Here is a 20,446-nt window from a genome sequence, read left to right as displayed (position 1 = left end):
TCGATTACTCTGTTTGAGTTTTTCGATAGCCAAATCTAAGTTAGTTTAAATTTGAATTTAAGGCTGTGATTAAATTGGGTTACTTACGCTGAAATTCAGAGTTTGTATTCCACGTTGGCCACTGTTCTGTTTCAGAAATATCAAAACCTACTTTATAAAATAATTGTAAGTCTTGAACAGCACCCGATAAATCCCATTCATCACGGTAACGGTCACATGGTTGATGGTAACAACCGCGAAGTACTAAACTCATACGTTTACGGTAATTAGCCGTTTCTTCATCAGCAGCCACTGTGCCGCCACCTGCGTACATAGCCGGAATGCCCATGTTTGCAAATGCAAAGTGATCAGAGCGGTAATAGCCACCCGATGATGGTTTAGGATCACCTGATATTGTTCTGCCTTGCTCTTTAGCCGCAGTTTCTAAAAACTCATCCATTTGTGATTTACCAATACCAACCACATTCATGTCTTTTACTTTGCCTAATAAATTTAAGCTATCCATGTTTATGTTAGCGACTGTTTTATTCGCTGCAATCACGGGATTTGCCGCATAGTATTTAGACCCTAATAAGCCTTGCTCTTCAGCAGTTACTGCTAAAAATGTCATTGAGCGGCTAGGGTGCTTTGGTAATTTAGTAAAGGCTTCAGCTACTTCAATTAGCCCAGCGGTACCCGTTGCATTGTCGTGAGCACCGTTATAAATTTGATCGCCTTTACGTGTTTTGTCTGTACCTAAGTGATCCCAATGAGCCGAGTAAATAACATGCTCATCTGGTTTTTCACTACCAGGTAAAGTGGCGATAAAGTTATACGATACTGATTTTTTAATCGTGTTTTTAACATTAACAGAAGCAGTTAAATCGCCCATATCAACATGGTAAGCACCTTTAGCTGCGTTTTCTTTCGCAGTATCGAAATCTAATCCTGCTTTAGTAAAAAGCTCTTTTGCTACGTCAGTTGTAACCCAGCCTTCAACGGCTACGCGGTCCATGTTGTTGTTTTCTTTTTGAAAACCAAACTGCTCGCCGCTCCAAGAATTTTCAACAACCGACCACGGGTAAGATGCAGGTGCTGTTTCATGAATAATAATTGCACCTGCGGCACCACGGCGACTCGCTTCTTCGTATTTGTATGTCCAACGCCCATAATAGGTCATTGCGTCGCCAGTAAATAAAGCAGGGTCTTTTGTTGCAAAACCCGGATCGTTAACCAGCATTACAACCGTTTTGCCCTTAACGTCTAAGCCTTCGTAATCATTCCAATTGTATTCAGGCGCGTTAACGCCATAGCCTACAAATACAAGTTCAGAATTTTCTATGCCTTCTTGTGCGCTTATGCGGCTGCTACCCATAACCATGTCTTTTTTGTATTGGTAGTCTTTACCGCCAATACTAAGCACCATGTTCGAATCTGCTTCTAAAGAAACTAATGGCACTTCTTGTAAGTAACTGTCGCCATTACCTGGTTTTAAACCTAAAGCTTTAAACTGCGCAGTTAAATAATCAAGCGTTAGCTTTTCGCCTGGTGATGAAGGAGCACGACCACCAAATTCGTCTGATGCAAGTACTTTTACATGTTTAGCCAGTTCATCAGCTTGGATACTGTTATAACCATTTGTTACATCAGTAGGTGTAATACTTGTTGTTGCGCAACCTGCTAAAACAGCAGTAGCGAGGAGTGTGAGAGAGAAATAATGTTTCATGTCAGCTCTTTTTTGTTTTAAGTTGTGATTAGTATATTAACTTCTATTAAGTAGAACCAGTTTTTGCGGTAAACTTCTCGTAAATTAGAGGCATAAATTGTTAAAGGTTTAAATGAAGCGTTTTACTCCCCCCGAGCAGTGGCAAATCAGTAGTTTAGAAACAGGTGCATTTGCGCATTTACGTGAGCTATTTAAAGTTAACGAACTAACAGATTGGCCGGCGCCGCAGTGGTTTTCTCCATTTTTAACCGCTATTAATGCGAATAATATTCCTATTAGTTTTGAAGATGATGCAAAGGTAGATTTTGGCGATCGTTATTACGAACAAGTTATTTTTGAAACCGGCGTTGTACCTACACGCAGTGAGAACTGGCATGACTTATTTGGTGGCTTTATTTGGTGTTTATTTCCTAAAACCAAAGCACTTATTAACCAGCGGCATGTACAAGATATAGCTGAACATGGATTACAACAGCGTACCAAACATCGTAATGCATTAACGCTCTTTGATGAATGTGGTGTTGTATTAGCTATAAGTGAGAGTAAATGGCAGCAGTGGCTTTGCGATCATCAATGGAAAACAGCATTTGTTGAACACAAGCATGAGTGGGGTAAAACAATAAAACCTTTTATGTTTGGCCATGCTAATTATGAAATGCTCACCAAACCTTATATAGGTTTAACGGGTAAAGCATTGTTTGTTTGTGTACCGGATGAAATATTTTGTAAAGATTTAGTTACTCAATATCAGTACCTAGACCAAGCCCTTTATGAGATGATTAATACAGATAACTGCTTAGCCGATAACAAACAGCTTTCACCACTGCCTTTATTAGGTGTGCCTGGCTGGCATGACGAAAATAAAGACGACTCTTTTTACAACAATACAGATTATTTTAGAGCGAAACGAAGGATACGAACATGATAGAAGTTGCTGGGCTTAAAAAGAAATTTAAGCTAACTAAAGATCACAAAAAAAATAAAATAGACGACATCGACCCCCGTGAAGATAAAGATTACTTTCATTCAGTACGAGATGTGAGTTTTAGCTGCGCAAAGGGTGAAGTACTTGGGTTGCTAGGCCCAAATGGTGCGGGTAAAACAACTACACTTAGAATGATTTCAACCGCGTTAAAGCCTGATGAAGGTTCAATAACAATTGCCGGAAACGACATTGTAAAAAAACCGCTACTGGGGCGTAAGTCTATCGGTTTTTTATCGGGCTCTACCGGTTTGTATGGTCGCTTAACTGTAAAAGAAAACATAGAGTATTTTGCAAAGCTCCACGGTATGAGCAAAAGCGATATTGCATCGCGTTGTGATGAGCTATTCACATTGCTTGATATGCATAAGTTTATTGATAAGCGTGCTGAAAACCTATCAACAGGTATGAAGCAAAAAGCAAATATTGCGCGTGCTGTTGTGCATCGCCCAGCAGTTGTTGTACTTGATGAGCCAACAACTGGTCTGGATATAATGACCACGCAAACCGTTATTCAATTTATTAAGGGTTTAAAGGCGCAAGGTACTCCTGTTATTTTTTCTACCCATCATTTAGATGAAGTTGCACTTTTATGTGACCGAGTCGCTGTAATTAACGAAGGTATTAGCTGCTTTGACGGAACAGTAGATGAATTTAAACAAGCAGGTAATAGTGATGAGCTTAATCAAGCGTTTATGAACATATTAACGGAGAAACATGATGTTTGAGGTATTTAAAAAGGAATTAAGAGAGTTATTACGCGACAAAAAAACGCTATTATTTGTTGTTGCGCTTCCTGTCGCTATATTTCCGTTATTGTTTGCCGTAATGGCATTTATAAGCTCACAAGCAGCAATGGACGCAGAACAAAAAGTAAATACGTATGCCATTATTAATGGTGAATACGCACAAGAATTTACTGACAAAGTGTTTTATCACAAAAGTTTTGAGCTTTATAAAGGGGCTAAAACCTTTAATAACATTGAAGAGCTTAAAGCTGGCGTAATAGCTGGCGATATTGATATGGGTATTTATTTACCAAGCCATGCTGAGCAAACACTAGATAATGGTGAACAAAGTCAGTGGCAAGTTGTATTTAACGATTCAAAATCTATCAACTTTTTATTCGAACGCGTCAAAGAGCTAGCAAAAGAATACAGTGACGTGCTGCAAACTCAAAAGCTAATCAGTTTTGGTATTGAAGAGTCTGTTCAAAAATCTATTCTTAACCCAATTGAAGTAATTAAGGTGGATACAGCCGATAAACGTGAAAACCTTGGCGAAAAAATTGGCGGGTTTTTACCTTACTTACTTATACCATTAGTACTAATGGGGGCTACTTATCCCGCTATTGATTTAGGCGCTGGCGAAAAAGAACGCGGCACGCTAGAAACACTCCTACTTACACCTATTACGCGTACAGAGCTGGTGCTTGGTAAATTTATAACTTTGTTAACTACATCCATTGCCTCCACAACCATAACGGTCTTGAGTATGGGCTGCTGGATAGCACTGGCGTTAGCATTTGCCGATCTAGATTTTATTAAAGCGGCATTTAGTACATTAGCGGTAACCGATTTACTGATGATATTTGTATTGCTACTGCCTGTGGCTGCTATATTTTCGGCTTTGGCACTGGCTATATCTATTTATGCACGTACGTTTAAAGAAGCACAAAACTATATGGCCCCGTTAAGTATGGGCGTGTTTTTCCCTATTATTATTTCAATAATGCCAAATATGGAGCTTACTGCTAAAACAGCATTCATTCCTGTTACAAACGTGGCTTTAGCAATTAAAGAAATAGTAAAAGGGACTGTTGATTACACATTTGTAGGCTTAATATTTTTAGCAACTGCAATCATTGCAGCCGGACTACTGGCATTTTGCGTTAAATGGTTTAACAGAGAAGATGTGCTGTTTAGATAATTATATAGATTTAGCATTCTGAAAAAATATGAAAGGTAGCATTGGCTACCTTTTATATTTTAAAGGGATGATTGGTTGAAACAACTATTTTATAGTCTGTGTAAGTCGATATGGGTACTCTCATTCATTTATAATTCATATAGAGAGTGTGCTCTAAATAAAACTAATGATTTAGTCTTTTTATTATAAAAATTATAACGATAACCGATTAGTTAGGTGGTCCAATTCTTTCGTTAATGCTCTATACTAATAACAATAAAAATTTATGGTGAAGGTAAATGTTGAAAAAGAATAATTTTTTGAATGTGACAAAAAATAATAGACTAATGCTCGTTGCAACAATAATATTTGTTCTTATAGCTTTACCATCTCTGTATTTGTTTGACCAAAAAGTAAGAAGTGATGTTTATAATTCAGCCCAAATAGAATTAAAACGTGAGCTTGAAACAAAAAGCCTTTCACTAAAAAGCCATCTTAAAGATAGTGTTACCGCTATTCGCTTTTTAGACGCAACGCCCCCGATTAAAGGCATTACTCGCGCCACTGAAAACAAGAAAATAGATCCCTTGTTAGGCACGCACATTGACGTTTGGGAAGAGCGCTTAGCGAGTATTTTTAGTGGTTTTATGCGCACAGACGACAGCATACTTCAGGCTCGCTATATTATTCTCGCAGATGGTGGGCAAGAAGTTGTCAGGGTTGATAGAAACCAACTTGGAGAAATTAATCGACTGCAAGGTCTGCAATTACAAAAGAAAGGCCAACGCGATTACATGATAAAAGCGAGTATGCTCGATAATAAAAGTGTTTATATTTCTCCAATTAACTACAACCGTGAAAATGGGCAGATACAAGAACCTTATATAAGTACTTTTCGTGTAGCTAAGCCTGTTTTTGATGAAAAAAATAAAATTTTTGCAATATTAGTCACTAACTACTTTGCTGATAAATTAATAAAAAGTTTAACGGTTGAATCTCCACAAGGAACACAAATTTACCTAATGAATAATGAAGGTGAATTTTTATATCATCCAAACTCTCAATTACGCTTCGGTTTTGAATTTAATAAAGCAAAAACATGGACTGAAGAATTTTCCACTGCAAGCACAATGGCAGAGCAAGGCACTTTACCGCTAAGCAATTACCCAATTGCTTACACGTTAAAAAAACGTATTTCGCTTGATGGTGATATTGCGATGTTACCTTTAGAGCTTGGTGTAAGTGTTGATACTAAAACGTTGTTTGCAAAGGTGAACGAAAGGCGTCAAAACTTTATTGCAATGCTAGTGGTATTCTTTAGCGTATTTTTAGTTATTGCCTTTTTATACCAACGTTTTATAAACCGTAAGTTGTTAATTAATTCTCTAAAAGAGCAAAACAATAAAGTAATAGAAAATTCTTTGGATGCTATTTTTACAATTGAGCAAAACGGCGAAATTGTTCACTTTAATAATACAGCTAAAGAGGTTTTCGGTAATTCAATCTCAGTCACTAGCCCTGACTTTGTTTCTTTATTTAACTTAAATGAAGCCGATAATAACTGTATAGAAGAGACTATTTCAAACGGATCAAAAATGCCGTTTGAAGCTATCTACACAGATGGTTATGGCAACAAACAATACTTTTCAATTACACTCAGTAGTATTTTTGATGTCTACAATAACCGTTATCAGGTAGCGGCTATTTTAAGAAATATTAGCTCATTAAAAAATACTCAATCAGAGCTTGAAGGCTTAAACAGTACTTTAGAGCTAAAAGTATCACAAAGGACTGTTGAGCTAGAGCGAGCAATTGATCAAGCATTAGCAGCGAGCCAAGCAAAAAGTGACTTTGTAGCAAATATATCTCACGAAATACGCACACCGATGAATGGCGTTTTGGGTATGCTTGAAATGCTCAAAGAAGATGGCTTAAGTGAACAACAATACCATTACTTAAAATTAGCTAATAGTAGTGCTAACTCTCTGATGAATTTGATTAACGATATTCTCGATTTTTCTAAAATAGAAGCGGGTAAGCTTGATATTGATAATCATACATTTGATGTTGTTACAGTATGTAGCGATATGATTAGCTCTTTAGCGTTACAGGGCCAGCGCAAAGGTCTTGAAGTATTCTTAGATACAAAAGATGTAGTAGATAGAATGGTTATTGGCGACAGCCATCGACTAAAACAAATTTTAATTAACTTAGTTAATAATGCATTTAAATTTACCCACCGAGGTGAAGTAAGTTTAACTGTCGGCTCTAAGTACATTACCGACTCAAAGTTATTAATGAGCTTTACAATAAAAGATACCGGAATTGGTATAGCGCCAGAGAACATAGACAAACTATTTGAAGTGTTTACACAAGAAGATTCAAGTACAACCCGTCATTTTGGTGGTACAGGCTTAGGCTTATCTATATGTAAAAAACTTGCTCAGTTAATGGGTGGTAATATTACGGTTATAAGTGAAAAGGGTGCTGGTAGTACCTTTACCGCAACAGTTGAGCTACATGTAGCACAAGAGAAAAAACTAAACACAGGTATTGAGCTTGCTACAAGTATTAACGTAGCGGCATTAATAGCGCGCGATAACGTTTATAAAAACGTGTGCGATTTATTGCTACTAACCTGTAAAGTAAATGCAGAAAACATTGTAAGACTCGACTACTTTAGTGAGCATAAAGAGTTTGAGGCTGACTTATTATTGATTGACGATGAGCATCCTCAAATTGATGCCCTTATTGATTACTGTAAACAGTTTAATAAAAAGTACGTCTTAATTTTACGCGACATGGTGACCGATAAACCGACTAAAATGATATTACCTGAGGGTAGCCACATTCTAAATAAACCGCTTACCCAAGATCAATTTAGCTATAAGTTAGCCAGCTTATTTGGTGCCAGTAATGATTGCATTATAGCGCCACCAAAAGGCTTAACAGAAGAACAAGTAGAGCCTGACTTGTCTGCTTATCATATATTATTAGTAGACGATAATATGATAAACATTGAAGTTGCTAAGGCGATTTTAAAACGCACTAAAGTAAAAATCACCTGTGCATCAGACGGTGTAGAAGCATTAGATGCATTAAGAGAAAACACAGAGCAAGCTTTTGATGTTATTTTAATGGATTGCCAAATGCCTAACTTAAATGGCTACGATACAACAAGTGAAATCAGAAATAGTAAGGCCGGGGTAGACTACACTTACATACCTATTATTGCTATGACAGCAAGCGCAATGGAAGGTGATAGAGAACGTTGTTTAACTGCAGGCATGAACGACTATATTACTAAACCAATCAAGCCACGAACGCTAAAAGATAAGTTAATCACCTGGCTAAGTTAATCGTTATTAAATGAGAATCAGCTGCTTATGCAGCTGATTTTTTTGGTTTAGCATCCGTTGATATATTTAACTTTGTTATGTCGGCGCTATCGAGTACGGTTTGTGTGTCTGACCAATGTAGTAATTCAATTTTTCCATCTTGCTGCTCTACCAGCGCCGTACAACTCTCAATCCAGTAATACATAATTCCGTCATCTACTTTTATTTTGGGATGATGAATGTGTCCACAAATAATACCGTCTACGTTTTGTTTTTTAGCTTCATGAATTGCGGCATCTTCGAAGGCTTTAATTGCTTCACGTGCTTTGTGTACGCGGGCTTTTATCCATGATGCAAGCGAGTAGTAATTACCACCAAATAGCTTTCGAATACGATTGGTCCAGCGGTTTAAAAATAATAAAAAGTCGTACCCTGCATCACCCGCGATACTAATAAGTTTGTTATAGCGTGTCGCGGAATCAAAGTCATCGCCGTGTACGAGTAAAAAACGTTTATTAGCTTTAGTGGTGTGAATAAACTGCTGGTGGATTTCAATACCAAATAACGTTTGATTTATATAGTTTCTAAACGTTTCGTCATGATTACCGGGAATATAAATGACGCGTGTACCGCTAGCTGCTTTTTTTTGTATAGAGTTTAATACTTGATAATGCGAAGGGTGCCAATAAAACTGACGTTTCATTGACCATAAATCAATAATATCACCCACTAAATAAAGTGTGTCGGATTCTACCGAGTTTAAAAAATCGAGTAAGTAATCTGCTTTACAGTCTTTGTAACCTAAATGAACATCAGATATCCAAATAGCAGGGTAGTGTTGCTTCTTAGTGTTTGCGCCATTACTCATTTTCATTCCCTAAAGTATCGAGTGTAATAGTTAAATAACCTGAACTCTGGTTAAGAGATTTACTAAGGTATTGAACCATGGTGATATTTAAATTTATTTTCTCTAGCCAGAGATTTTCAGTGAAAACAAGGCGAATTTACGCGTCAATAGCGAGCCTATTGCAAGTAAATTCAACGCAGTTAGCGCTGAAAATAGCTGCTCGAGATAGATTTATTATCCAGAGTTCAGGTTAAATACTTTAGGGAATGAAAATGACAATTATACGACAGTAATACTAAAGCTAAATAACACACATAAAATTTAGGTATAAAAAAACCGCTTTTAAAAAGCGGTTTTAAAATTACTTATAAGTATTTTTAGCTTAACCTTTAACAGCTGCTTTAATTGCATCAATTGCTGTATCGATATCAATCATTAGCTTTTCACCTGTACGGCGGTTTTTAAGCTCAACTTTGTTTTCGTCAAGATTACGCTCACCAATTACTAGCGTAAATGGCACACCAATGAGTTCCATATCGTTAAACATAACACCAGGACGCTCTTTACGGTCATCAAATAACACATCAAGACCTGCATCTTTTAAACCTTGGTAAAGGTTATTTGCAATATCAGGAATACGATGCGATTTGTGCATGTTCATTGGAACAATTGCTAAATCGAATGGCGCGATTGATTTTGGCCAAATGATCCCGTATTGATCGTTGTTCTGCTCAATAGCAGCAGCAACAATACGTGAAACACCAATACCGTAACAACCCATAGTCATGGTTTGGTTTTTACCACCTTCGTTTAATACACCTGCTTTCATCGCTTCTGAGTATTTAGTGCCAAGTTGGAAAATATGACCTACTTCAATACCACGTTTAATTTGTAAAACGCCTTGGCCACATGGGCTCATATCGCCTTCAACAATATTACGAATATCAGCAACTTCGTAATCAGTTACGTCACGATCCCAGTTAATACCGCTGTAATGCTCATCGTCTTTATTTGCACCGGCAACAAAATCAGCAAGTATGTTAGCGGTTCTATCAACAATAATAGGCATTGATAAGCCGACAGGGCCTAATGAGCCAGGTTTTGCGCCAATAGCAGCAACAATATCTGCCTCTGTTGCCATTTCAAGCGGAGAGTCTACTAATGGGTGCTTTTCAGCTTTTAGTTCATTTAATTCGTGATCGCCACGCAGTACTAGGGCTACTAAACCGCGTACTTCGTTTTCATCAGGCGTACCATAAACAATTAACGTTTTAACACCGCGATGTGGCTTAACACCGTAGTGTTTTTTAAGCTCGTTAATAGTTTTAGCGTCAGGCGTTGGAAACGCTTTAAGCTCTTTTGATGCTTCAGGGCGAGGCTCGCTTGGTGCCAGTGCTTCTGCTTTTTCAATATTAGCGGCGTAATCACTGCCATCACTAAATGCAATTGCATCTTCGCCCGACTCAGCAAGTACATGAAACTCGTGCGATACGCTACCACCAATAGAGCCTGTATCGGCTATAACAGGGCGGTAATCAAGGCCTAAACGCTCAAAAATATTACAATATGCTTTGTGCATCGCTTGATAAGTCGCATCTAAACACTCTTCACTTAAGTGAAAAGAGTAGGCATCTTTCATTGTAAATTCACGAGCACGCATTACACCAAAACGAGGACGACGTTCGTCGCGTACTTTAGTTTGTACTTGGTATAAAGTAACTGGTAATTGCTTGTAGCTGCTTATTTCTTTACGTACGAAATCAGTTATTACTTCTTCGTGTGTTGGGCCAAGTGCAAATGTACGGTTATGACGGTCTGTAAAGCGCATAAGCTCAGGACCAAATTCATTCCAACGGCCAGACTCTTCCCACAAATCAGCAGGTTGAATAACAGGCATTAGCATTTCAATTGCACCCGCTTTGTCCATCTCTTCACGTACAATGTTTTCTACTTTACGTAGCACACGTAAACCAGAGGGTAACCAAGTGTATAAACCCGAAGCGACGCGACGGATCATACCGGCTCTAAGCATTAACTGATGCGATACGATTTCAGCATCTGATGGCGTTTCTTTAAGTGTTGCGAGTATATATTGGCTTGTACGCATGTTTTTTCCGAAATAGAGTAATTATATTCTTTTAATAGAGCTTAAGTTTACCAGCGGATGCTTTTACACTAAAGCGCTAACTGAGTTATTTAGTTTTTTTCTATGCTTGTTACTACGTTATGCTCGCCATTGACTTGCCAGCGAATATTATAATTATACAAAGTCATACCATAGCTCTGCTCGCCGTCTTTTTGTTTTTTATATGCAGGGCGGGGATCTTGTTTTAAAACATTGGCAATAAAATCATGTAAATCTGGGTATTGTGTTTGCGCATTAACAAACTCAATTGCTTGAGGGCTAAATTCAACCGTCATTTGTGTTTCTGGGCGCGTGTCAGCAAAGCCAGCACTTGCATCCTGCATAGAGTCTGAATACGGCAAATACGGTTTTATGTCAATAATCGGTGTGCCATCAAGTAAATCAATGCCAGCGAGTAATAAGCTAAGTTGTCCGTTTTTATATTCAATACCTTCAAGTTTTACGGCGCTCATTCCAATTGCGTTTGGTCTGAATGTAGCACGGGTCGCAAATACACCTTTTCGCTCATTGCCACCCAAACGAGGCGGGCGCACCATAGCAGAATAACCTTTATCAGCCGTTTCATGAAAACGAAATAACAACCAAATATGAGTAAATTCATCTAAACCACGTACAAATTCTTCGCGATTAAAATCGGGGGCAAATATAAGCTTTGCTTTAGCTTGTGGCACTAAACGTGGTTGCCTAGGTATAGCAAACTTTTGTTTATAAGGAGATTGAATGTGGCCAATAGCCGAAATGGTATAATCGCTCATAGTACTCGGGTACAAATAAAATAGAGCGCTATTCTACCCGCATTTAGCATTTATGGCATTAATGTAAGCAAGTTTATTGCGTATACCAATTTTATTAAAAATATGATTATTCTACTGCATTAAATAGCGCACTTACTTTGTTAAGAATTATTCACAGTTGACTGCATGGATGCAGGAGGTAAAGCAATGCAGGGAGCAATTTGTGATAACAACTATATATTATAATTTTGCCTTGTTATTACGCTATTTTCTTAGTGCTACAATAGAACAATTATTTAATGCACTTGGCATTATAGACCAAACGGTTTAAAGTTTTTTATTAGACTTATTGGTTTATATTAATATTTAAAAAGAGCCTAAAACAAAAAAGGTAAGCCCTTGGGCTTACCTTTTATACATGCTAAAGACTAATTAAAACATGTATTGAACTGATACAGACGCTACATCCATATCTGGGTCAATGTCGTCATCAAGTTTATAACGCTCATACTCTAAACGAAATTGTACATTTGTTGTAAGCGCGTATTCAATACCAGCGCCGTAAAATGCATCACCACCATCTGTAGACGCTGATACGCCACCTACTGGTAAATCTTGTGTGTAATCTGCATCCCATTCAAGCCAACCGCCTTTTGCATACACAGAAAAGCTTTCTGTTATAGGGTAGCCCAAACGTGCGGCAAGCGATACGCCATCAATTTCAGCTTTGCTGTCTATATCACTTACTTCATCAAAGTTTTGATAAGCAAGCTCTAAGCTTAAGTACTCGTTAAATTGTGCACCAACGTAACCCTTAAGCATTTGTGCATCGTCGTCAAAGTCAGTGTCGTTATCACTGTCTTCAAATTCAAAAGAATATTGACCGTAACCGATACCAGTATAAATACGTGGAGAATCGAAATCAGAAATGTCAGCGTGTGCTGCAGAGTTAAAACCCAGTGTTGCTAGTGCAATAGCTGAAAGAGAAAGTGTTTTAATCATTGAATAGCTCCTTTACAAAAAATAATCAAATGCTTGATTTCATTAATCAAACTTCAATTATCTACTTGCAGCGAGCGTGCCAATATTAAAATGAATTAAAAACACGCCTTAATTAATTCTTTTGTATTGGTTTTTACGGTGTTTAGCGTGTTTTATAATCAAAGTGAACTTTTGTGTAATTGAGTACTCTAAAATAAGTTGTATGTTTTACAAAGTATAATGAGTTTTTTACATAGCCTGACTTTATTTAAACTAGTAATTACACTGTATGAAGCAAGTTTTCTGTTTCAATTGCTATTTCTTTCATTTTTATAGCGTAATTTTCTAATTTAATATCTTCTTCTGTTACAGCTTTAAACGAAGGCACTTCTATTGGGTAACCCGTTTCATCCATTGCAATAAAGCTGATAACACAATGATTTGTTTCAACCATATTTTGTGTTTTTGGATCGCCACAACGCACTTGTATAAATATTTGCATGCTACTTCTACCCGTATGGGCAATTTTAGCTTCTACTTCGACTATTTGACCTACTAGAATTGGGCGTCTAAATTTAACACCCGCAACCGAAACCGTTACGCAGTAGTGACCACTCCAACCCGCAGCACATGCATAGCCTGCTTGGTCAATCCATTTCATGACTGCTCCACCATGAACTTTACCACCAAAATTAACATCGGTAGGCTCTGCTAAAAAACGAAAAACAACTTTTGACGACGGCATAGATAACACTCTTATTATTAAAACTACTATTAGCATAACGTAAAAAAGGGGCCGAAGCCCCTGCAATTTAGGATATGTTTATAATTTATATGTAAAAAAAGTGATTATATGTGTATATAACGCATAATTTAGTTACATATTAGGGTAGTTTGGCCCACCAGCACCTTCTGGGGTTACCCAAGTAATGTTTTGGCTTGGGTCTTTAATATCGCAGGTTTTACAGTGCACACAGTTTTGGGCGTTAATAACAAACTCTTTATTGCCTGCTATTTCTTGTACTTCGTAAACGCCAGCAGGGCAATAACGCTGTGCTGGCTCATCAAATTTAACTAGATTTACGTTAATAGGAATTGACGCATCTTTGAGCTTTAAATGACAAGGCTGTGATTCTTCGTGGTTAGTATTTGATAAAAACACACTTGAGAGTTTATCAAAGCTAAGGTGTCCATCTGGTTTTGGGTACGCTATTTTGTCAGCAGCGTTAGCATCAACAAGGGTCGAGTGATCGGGCGTATTATCTTTAAATGTAAATGGTAAACCGCCATTAAAAATATTTTGATCAAGCGTGTTATACGCACCACCTACAAACTTACCGAGCTTGTGCATTGCAGGGCCAAAGTTACGAGATTGATATAACTCTTTATATGCCCACGATTGCTCAAACGCAGTTTGATAATGAGTTAAATCGGTATTTGCCAACTCATTTTGCAATGCTTCAAAAATAGCTTCAGCGGCAACCATTCCCGATTTCATTGCAGTGTGATTACCTTTAATTTTTGCAAAATTAAGTGTGCCTGCATCGCACCCTATAATTAAGCCACCCGCAAAATGCATTTTTGGTAATGAATGCAAGCCACCTTTAGCAATAGCACGTGCGCCGTAAGCAATACGTTCGCCACCTTCTAGTACGTTTTTAAATACTGGATGGTGCTTCATTCGCTGAAACTCATCGAACGGGCTTAAATATGGGTTTGAGTAATTTAAGTCAACAATTAAACCTACAACGACTTGGTTGTTTTCACTGTGATACATAAATGCACCACCATTAGTATCGCCGCTAAGTGGCCAACCAGTACCATGAACAACTTTGCCAAGCTCATGCTTACTTTCATCAATTTGCCAAATTTCTTTAAAGCCTAAACCGTAATGCTGCGGCGATGAATCTGCATCAAGTGCAAACTCATTAATTAGCTGCTTACCTAAATGACCTCGGCAGCCTTCTGCAAATATAGTGTATTTTGCACGAAGCTCCATGCCAGGCATGTAACCGTCTTTTTCATTACCGTCTTTGTCGACACCCATATCACCAGTAATAATGCCTTTTACTGCTTTATCTTCAATTATTAAAGAGTGTGCGCTAAATCCTGGAAAAATCTCTACGCCTAAGCTTTCAGCTTGCTCAGCAAGCCATCGACATACATTACCCATAGATACAATGTAGTTACCGTCATTATGAAATGTTTTTGGCGTAGCAAAGTGGGGGATTGATGTCGATTTTTGCTCGTTATTAAACCAATAAATTTCATCGTTAGTTACTTTGGTTGTAACCGGTGCGCCAAGCGCTTGCCAATTTGGTAGCAGTTCATCCAAAGCTTTGGTTTCAAAAACAGCGCCTGAGAGTACATGTGCGCCTACTTCGGAACCTTTTTCGACGACGCAAATCATGCACTCTTGTTGTTTTTCTTGTGCTAGTTGCGCGAGTTTAATTGCACTTGAAAGCCCCGCAGGGCCAGCGCCAACAATTACTACATCAAATTCCATGGTTTCACGTTCGACCATAATAACCTCTTTATATATGACGGACTTATTCGAATGTTTACTACGCATTTAAATAAGGTGTACAGCCTATTTTTAACCTTGCAAATTAAACGTTACAGACTGTGAATAGTTAAAGGTTATTTTAGGTTGACGTTTACGTCAACAGGAAGTAGTCTAATTTCATAAAATAAATAGGTTGACGTGCACGTTGCCTTGTAGGCTTAAATAATTATGGAGTTCCTATGAAAGTTCTCGTACCAATAAAAAGAGTGATTGATTACAACGTAAAAGCACGCGTTAAAAGTGATAACAGCGACGTTGATTTAACCAACGTTAAAATGGCAATGAACCCGTTTTGTGAAATTGCTATAGAAGAAGCAATCCGCCTTAAAGAAGCCGGTACAGCCAATGAAGTTGTTGCTGTTACTATTGGTCCTAAAGCATCGCAAGAGCAATTACGTACAGCACTAGCACTGGGCGCCGACAAAGCCATTCACATCGAAACCGATGAAAAGCTCGAGTCACTTCATATTGCAAAGCTACTCGCTAAAATTGTAGATCAAGAATCGCCTGAGCTTGTAATTTTAGGTAAACAGTCAATCGATTCAGATAATAACCAAACAGGTCAAATGCTTGCTGCGCTTACTAATCGCGGGCAGGGTACATTTGCATCAAAAGTAGTTATTAACGATGGCAAAGTAAACGTGACCCGCGAAGTTGATGGGGGCCTGCAAACGGTAGCACTTAATTTACCGGCGGTTGTTACAACTGATTTACGCTTAAACGAGCCTCGTTACGCATCACTGCCAAATATTATGAAAGCCAAACGTAAGCCGCTTGAAGTAATAGCAGCTGATTCGCTTGGTGTTGATTTAACACCGCGTATTCAATTAATAAGTGTAGAAGAGCCAGCTAAACGTACCGCAGGAATTATTGTTGAAGACGTTGCACAGCTTGTAGAAAAATTAAAAACAGAGGCAAAGGTGATTTAAATGAAAACACTCGTAATTGCAGAGCACGACAACGGTGCCTTAAAACCAGAAACCTCAAAAACTATTAACGCCGCAGTAAAAATAGGTTTTCCTGTTGATGTACTTATTGCAGGTAACAGCCTAAGCGCAATGAGCTCACAAGTGGCCAGCATTGATGGCGTAGCTAATGTTTTAGTTGCCGATAATAGCGTTTATGAGCATCAGTTAGCTGAGAGCATGAGCGATTTAGTTTTATCTCTTAGCGACACCTACAGCCACATTGTTGCAAGTGCTACTACAACAGGCAAAAATTTTATGCCACGTGTTGCTGCGTTATTAGATGTTGCGCAAATTTCTGAAATTATCGCAGTAGTGGACGCCGATACATTTAAACGTCCAATTTATGCTGGTAATGCAATCGCAACGGTTAAATCACTCGACAGTAAAAAAGTAATTACCGTACGTGCTAGTAGCTTTGATTTACAAGGTGAGCAATCAGCTGCTGCTATAACAAGCATTGATACAGTGTCTGATTCGCAATTAAGTAGCTTTGTAAGTGTTGAACAAACCGAATCAGAACGCCCTGAACTTACGGCTGCCACTGTGGTTATATCGGGTGGTCGCGGTATGCAAAACGGTGAAAACTTTGCACTACTTAATGGTATTGCCGATAAATTGGGAGCAGCCATTGGTGCGTCGCGCGCAGCGGTTGATGCAGGCTTTGTACCTAACGACATGCAAGTAGGGCAAACAGGTAAAATTGTAGCGCCTAATTTATACATTGCAGTAGGGATTAGCGGTGCTATACAGCATTTAGCCGGTATGAAAGACTCAAAAGTAATCGTCGCGATTAATAAAGACCCCGATGCACCTATTTTTCAAGTTGCAGATTACGGTTTAGTGGCTGACTTATTTGAAGTACTGCCACAGTTAGAGAGTGCTTTATAGCGCTTAATTTAGCAAAATTTATTCTGGTTGAAAGCCGTGGTGCTCTTTGAGTGCTGCGGCTTTTTTATTCGGTAAATTAAAGACACAAAAAAACCAGCCAATTGGCTGGTTTTTAGTATTTATAAACGGCTAACTTAGTATTAGTAAGTTGCGCTGCCTTTAGTACGAGGGAAGGCAATAACGTCACGTACGTTGCCCATACCTGTTACATAAGCAACTAAGCGTTCAAAGCCTAAACCAAAGCCTGAGTGCGGCACGCTACCGTATTTACGTAGATCGCGGTACCAGCTGTAATCTTCTTTGTTTAAGCCCATTTCTTCTAAGCGTGCATCAAGTACATCAAGGCGTTCTTCACGTTGTGAACCACCAATGATCTCACCAATACCGGGTGCTACAATGTCCATTGCGGCAACGGTCTTACCGTCTTCGTTTTGGCGCATGTAGAATGCTTTAATGTCACGTGGGTAGTTTTTAATAACTACCGGTGCTTTAAAGTGCTCTTCAGCTAAGTATCGCTCGTGCTCAGACTGTAAATCTACACCCCATTCAACAGTGTACTCAAACTTTTTACCACAGTTTTTAAGGATCTCTACTGCTTCAGTGTAATTTACCTGCGCGAAGTCTTTTTCTACAAATTCTTCCAAACGCGTAATTGCGGTTTTTTCTACACGTTGTGCAAAAAATTCCATGTCATCACGGCGCTCTTCAAGTACGGCTTTAAACACATACTTAAGCATATTTTCAGCAAGTTTTGCGATGTCTTCTAAATCAGCAAACGCAACTTCAGGCTCTACCATCCAAAATTCTGCAAGGTGGCGTGATGTATTTGAATTCTCTGCACGGAATGTTGGGCCAAACGTGTAAATTTTTGACATTGCAGACGCGTAAGTTTCGCCATTTAACTGGCCAGATACAGTAAGGAATGCTTCTTTACCGAAGAAATCTTCGCTGTAATCAACTTCGCCTTTGTCTGTAAGCGGTAAGTTTTGCATATCAAGCGTAGATACACGGAACATTTCGCCAGCACCTTCACAGTCACTTGCCGTAATAATTGGCGTGCTGATCCAGTAAAAGCCTTGCTCGTGGTAAAAACGGTGAATAGCTTGTGCTAAACAGTTACGTACACGAGTTACCGCGCCAATCATATTTGTACGAGGGCGAAGGTGAGCGTGCTCACGTAAGTACTCAATGCTGTGGCGCTTTGCCGACATTGGGTATGAATCTGGGTTTTCTACCCAACCTAATACAGTCACTGTATTAGCTTGAATTTCGTAAGATTGACCTTGACCAGCAGATTGTACTAAAACACCAGTAACCGACACAGAACAACCGGCTGTTAAGCTAGTAACTTCATCATAATTATTCAGTGAATTAGGAACTACCGCTTGAATAGGATCAAAACACGAACCGTCATGAACGGCTAAAAATGAAATTCCTGCTTTTGAATCGCGGCGAGTACGGATCCAGCCCTTAATTGTTACTTGGCTGTCTACCGCAACATTGCCTTTTAATAGCTCTGAAATCGCTAAATGGCTCATCTTCACTCCAATGATATAAGTTGCCTAACTATTTTATTTTAACTGTGCGCAGCACTCGGGCATAAATTGCACATAAACGGCGCTGCACTTGAACCCTGTATCTTACCTAGTAAAGTTGAATAAAAAAACTATTGTGGGCAACTCTTTAAAAGTTTTTATGCATGCGGTTTATTTTTAAACAGTTTTTAGAGTTTAATTGCTACTATTATGATTTGTTGCTCTTAAATTTAATGATTTTGTGGCATTATTAACAAACAAATCAATATTTATTCACACTTAAAAAATCGATGCTATGAAACAAGTTTTTATTTTACGAGGACTACCAGGAAGCGGTAAGTCTTACTACGCGCAAAGCCTTGCTGACGAATTAGGTGGAGTTGACGAAAGCCAATACCTAATCTGCTCAACTGATGATTACTTTATTAATGAGCAGGGCGAATATCATTTCGATAAATTTAAATTGTCGCAATTTCATAATTTAAATTTAGCGCGCTTTATAAATGCACTTGCTCAAGGTATGCCATTGGTGATTGTAGATAACACCAATATTAAAAAGTGGGAATTTATAGCTTACACTCAAGCTGCTGTTGCTTTAGGTTATCAAGTAAAAGAAGTAATAGTGGGTGAAGTGAAAGACAAATCAATGCAGCACTTATATGCTAAACGTAACTCGCATAATGTCCCGCTTAAAACAATAAGCAAAATGGCCTACATGTTCGAGTGGTAGTGCTTCGAATTTAGTTAGTAACATACATAGTAATACCTATTAAAAAGCCCATATATATGGGCTTTTTGGTTTATGTAAGTAAAAAAGTAGTTAAGCTTTTTGTTTATAAACCGCTAATGGGTGCGATGTGCTTAGTGATACATGCACTTCGTCGCCAGGGTTTACCACAACTTCATGGCTTACTCGGCTAGTTACAACCGTAGAGCACGCAAGTTTTACAGCGCACAAGCGGCTGCCACCTTCAAAACGTACCCATATTACTTCGCCGTTATTGCCAACACTGCTTTGTACAAGCAATACATCGTCAGGGCGTAGTAGTACATCAACGTCGCCACTTTCACAGTCAACGCCATGAGCGGGTGCATTACCAATTGATGTAGTGGCTTGCCCTTGGCTAAATTGGCCGCTAATAAAGCTGGCTTCACCTAAAAAACGTGCCACAAAGCGATTGTTTGGGGTACTAAAGCAGCGCTCGGGTGTATCGATTTGCTGAATTTTGCCGCCTTTAAGTACACCAACACGATCGCCAACTGAGAGAGCTTCTTCTTGGTCGTGTGTTACCCAAATTGCAGGTACGCCAGCTGCTTTAAGTGCGTTTCTAATATCCCAACGAAGCATGTCTTTAAGGGCGGCATCTAAGTTTGAAAGCGGCTCATCAAGCAATACAAAATCAGGTTGGTGGGCAAGGGTGCGCGCAAGTGCCACACGTTGCTTTTGTCCGCCAGAAAGCGTTGCTGGTTTTTTATCTCTAAAATCGCTCAGTCCAAGTAGTTTTATCCAATACTCAGCAGGGGCTGTATCTTTTAATCTAAAGCAAATGTTTTGCTGTACGGTTAAGTGCGGAAATAACGCAAAATCTTGAAAAACCATACCTACACTGCGTTTTTCAGGAGGTATTGTTAATTTGAGTGTAGCGCGCCATTTACCTGTGTTTATTTCGCCTTCGCTAATAGGTATAAGGCCAGCAAGGGCTTGTAAAATTGTACTTTTACCACAACCTGTTGGCCCTACAAGCATAAGGATTTCGTTTTCACCCAGCGATAAGTTTAAATCGCTTACTACGCGGTTACTGCCATAATCTATAGACAACTGACTTACAGATAGCATTGTTTCTTAAA

Annotated in this window: 16 protein-coding genes; 7 read left to right on the top strand and 9 right to left on the bottom strand. The window is 38.7% G+C overall.

The window, feature by feature from the left end:
• Nucleotides 1-79: 79 nt before the first annotated feature.
• Nucleotides 80-1,705, bottom strand: a complete 1,626-nt coding sequence (locus AAEY68_RS07710) for a M28 family metallopeptidase (protein WP_024592590.1) — start codon at nt 1,703-1,705, stop codon at nt 80-82.
• A 112-nt stretch (nt 1,706-1,817) separates the two neighbouring features.
• Between AAEY68_RS07710 and AAEY68_RS07705 the strand changes: the two genes are divergently transcribed.
• From AAEY68_RS07705 to AAEY68_RS07690, 4 genes are all read left to right on the top strand, one after another.
• Nucleotides 1,818-2,630 (top strand): DUF3025 domain-containing protein, encoded by an 813-nt coding sequence (locus AAEY68_RS07705; RefSeq protein WP_024592591.1) that lies wholly within the window; start codon nt 1,818-1,820, stop codon nt 2,628-2,630.
• On the top strand, nt 2,627-3,415 hold the full coding sequence (locus AAEY68_RS07700; RefSeq protein WP_024592592.1) for an ABC transporter ATP-binding protein: 789 nt from the start codon (nt 2,627-2,629) through the stop codon (nt 3,413-3,415). The genes AAEY68_RS07705 and AAEY68_RS07700 overlap by 4 nt, the downstream gene beginning before the upstream one ends.
• Complete coding sequence (locus tag AAEY68_RS07695; RefSeq protein ID WP_008171197.1) at nt 3,408-4,616, top strand: ABC transporter permease; 1,209 nt, start codon at nt 3,408-3,410, stop codon at nt 4,614-4,616. The genes AAEY68_RS07700 and AAEY68_RS07695 overlap by 8 nt, the downstream gene beginning before the upstream one ends.
• Nucleotides 4,617-4,942: 326 nt before the next feature.
• A complete protein-coding gene (locus AAEY68_RS07690) occupies nt 4,943-7,954 on the top strand; it encodes a hybrid sensor histidine kinase/response regulator (protein WP_502935708.1) in 3,012 nt (1,003 codons plus the stop codon).
• A gap of 25 nt (nt 7,955-7,979) precedes the next feature.
• On the opposite strand, the gene AAEY68_RS07685 is transcribed toward AAEY68_RS07690, so the two are convergent.
• From AAEY68_RS07685 to AAEY68_RS07660, 6 genes are all read right to left on the bottom strand, one after another.
• Complete coding sequence (locus AAEY68_RS07685) at nt 7,980-8,801, bottom strand: UDP-2,3-diacylglucosamine diphosphatase (RefSeq protein ID WP_350585765.1); 822 nt, start codon at nt 8,799-8,801, stop codon at nt 7,980-7,982.
• A gap of 361 nt (nt 8,802-9,162) precedes the next feature.
• The gene (locus tag AAEY68_RS07680) at nt 9,163-10,887 is read right to left on the bottom strand and encodes a proline--tRNA ligase (RefSeq protein WP_010552731.1); all 1,725 of its coding nucleotides are present in this window, start codon (nt 10,885-10,887) and stop codon (nt 9,163-9,165) included.
• Nucleotides 10,888-10,976: 89 nt separating this feature from the next.
• Nucleotides 10,977-11,681, bottom strand: a complete 705-nt coding sequence (gene tsaA, locus AAEY68_RS07675) for a tRNA (N6-threonylcarbamoyladenosine(37)-N6)-methyltransferase TrmO (RefSeq protein WP_350585764.1) — start codon at nt 11,679-11,681, stop codon at nt 10,977-10,979.
• Nucleotides 11,682-12,092: 411 nt separating this feature from the next.
• On the bottom strand, nt 12,093-12,662 hold the full coding sequence (locus tag AAEY68_RS07670; RefSeq protein ID WP_007586810.1) for an outer membrane beta-barrel protein: 570 nt from the start codon (nt 12,660-12,662) through the stop codon (nt 12,093-12,095).
• 259 nt (nt 12,663-12,921) lie between these two features.
• On the bottom strand, nt 12,922-13,386 hold the full coding sequence (locus tag AAEY68_RS07665; RefSeq protein ID WP_007586808.1) for an acyl-CoA thioesterase: 465 nt from the start codon (nt 13,384-13,386) through the stop codon (nt 12,922-12,924).
• 132 nt (nt 13,387-13,518) lie between these two features.
• Nucleotides 13,519-15,165, bottom strand: a complete 1,647-nt coding sequence (locus AAEY68_RS07660) for an electron transfer flavoprotein-ubiquinone oxidoreductase (RefSeq protein WP_350585763.1) — start codon at nt 15,163-15,165, stop codon at nt 13,519-13,521.
• 221 nt (nt 15,166-15,386) lie between these two features.
• On the opposite strand from AAEY68_RS07660, the gene AAEY68_RS07655 reads away from it, so the two are divergent.
• Complete coding sequence (locus AAEY68_RS07655; RefSeq protein ID WP_350585762.1) at nt 15,387-16,136, top strand: electron transfer flavoprotein subunit beta/FixA family protein; 750 nt, start codon at nt 15,387-15,389, stop codon at nt 16,134-16,136.
• Entirely contained in the window at nt 16,137-17,063 is a 927-nt protein-coding gene (locus AAEY68_RS07650) for an electron transfer flavoprotein subunit alpha/FixB family protein (protein ID WP_350585761.1), read from the top strand.
• Between the two features lie 140 nt (nt 17,064-17,203).
• Here the strand turns inward: AAEY68_RS07650 and asnS are convergent, their stop codons facing one another.
• On the bottom strand, nt 17,204-18,601 hold the full coding sequence (gene asnS / locus AAEY68_RS07645; RefSeq protein WP_024592600.1) for an asparagine--tRNA ligase: 1,398 nt from the start codon (nt 18,599-18,601) through the stop codon (nt 17,204-17,206).
• A gap of 292 nt (nt 18,602-18,893) precedes the next feature.
• Here asnS and AAEY68_RS07640 point away from each other — a divergent pair, with 292 nt between their 5' ends.
• Entirely contained in the window at nt 18,894-19,328 is a 435-nt protein-coding gene (locus tag AAEY68_RS07640) for an ATP-binding protein (protein WP_007586798.1), read from the top strand.
• Between the two features lie 90 nt (nt 19,329-19,418).
• On the opposite strand, the gene AAEY68_RS07635 is transcribed toward AAEY68_RS07640, so the two are convergent.
• Entirely contained in the window at nt 19,419-20,435 is a 1,017-nt protein-coding gene (locus AAEY68_RS07635) for an ABC transporter ATP-binding protein (RefSeq protein WP_350585760.1), read from the bottom strand.
• Nucleotides 20,436-20,446 lie beyond the last annotated feature (11 nt).

The sequence above is a fragment of the Pseudoalteromonas sp. RB2-MNA-CIBAN-0110 genome (assembly GCF_040309305.1).
Lineage (GTDB): Bacteria > Pseudomonadota > Gammaproteobacteria > Enterobacterales > Alteromonadaceae > Pseudoalteromonas > Pseudoalteromonas arctica.
This window is presented reverse-complemented; position numbering and strand designations above follow the sequence as displayed.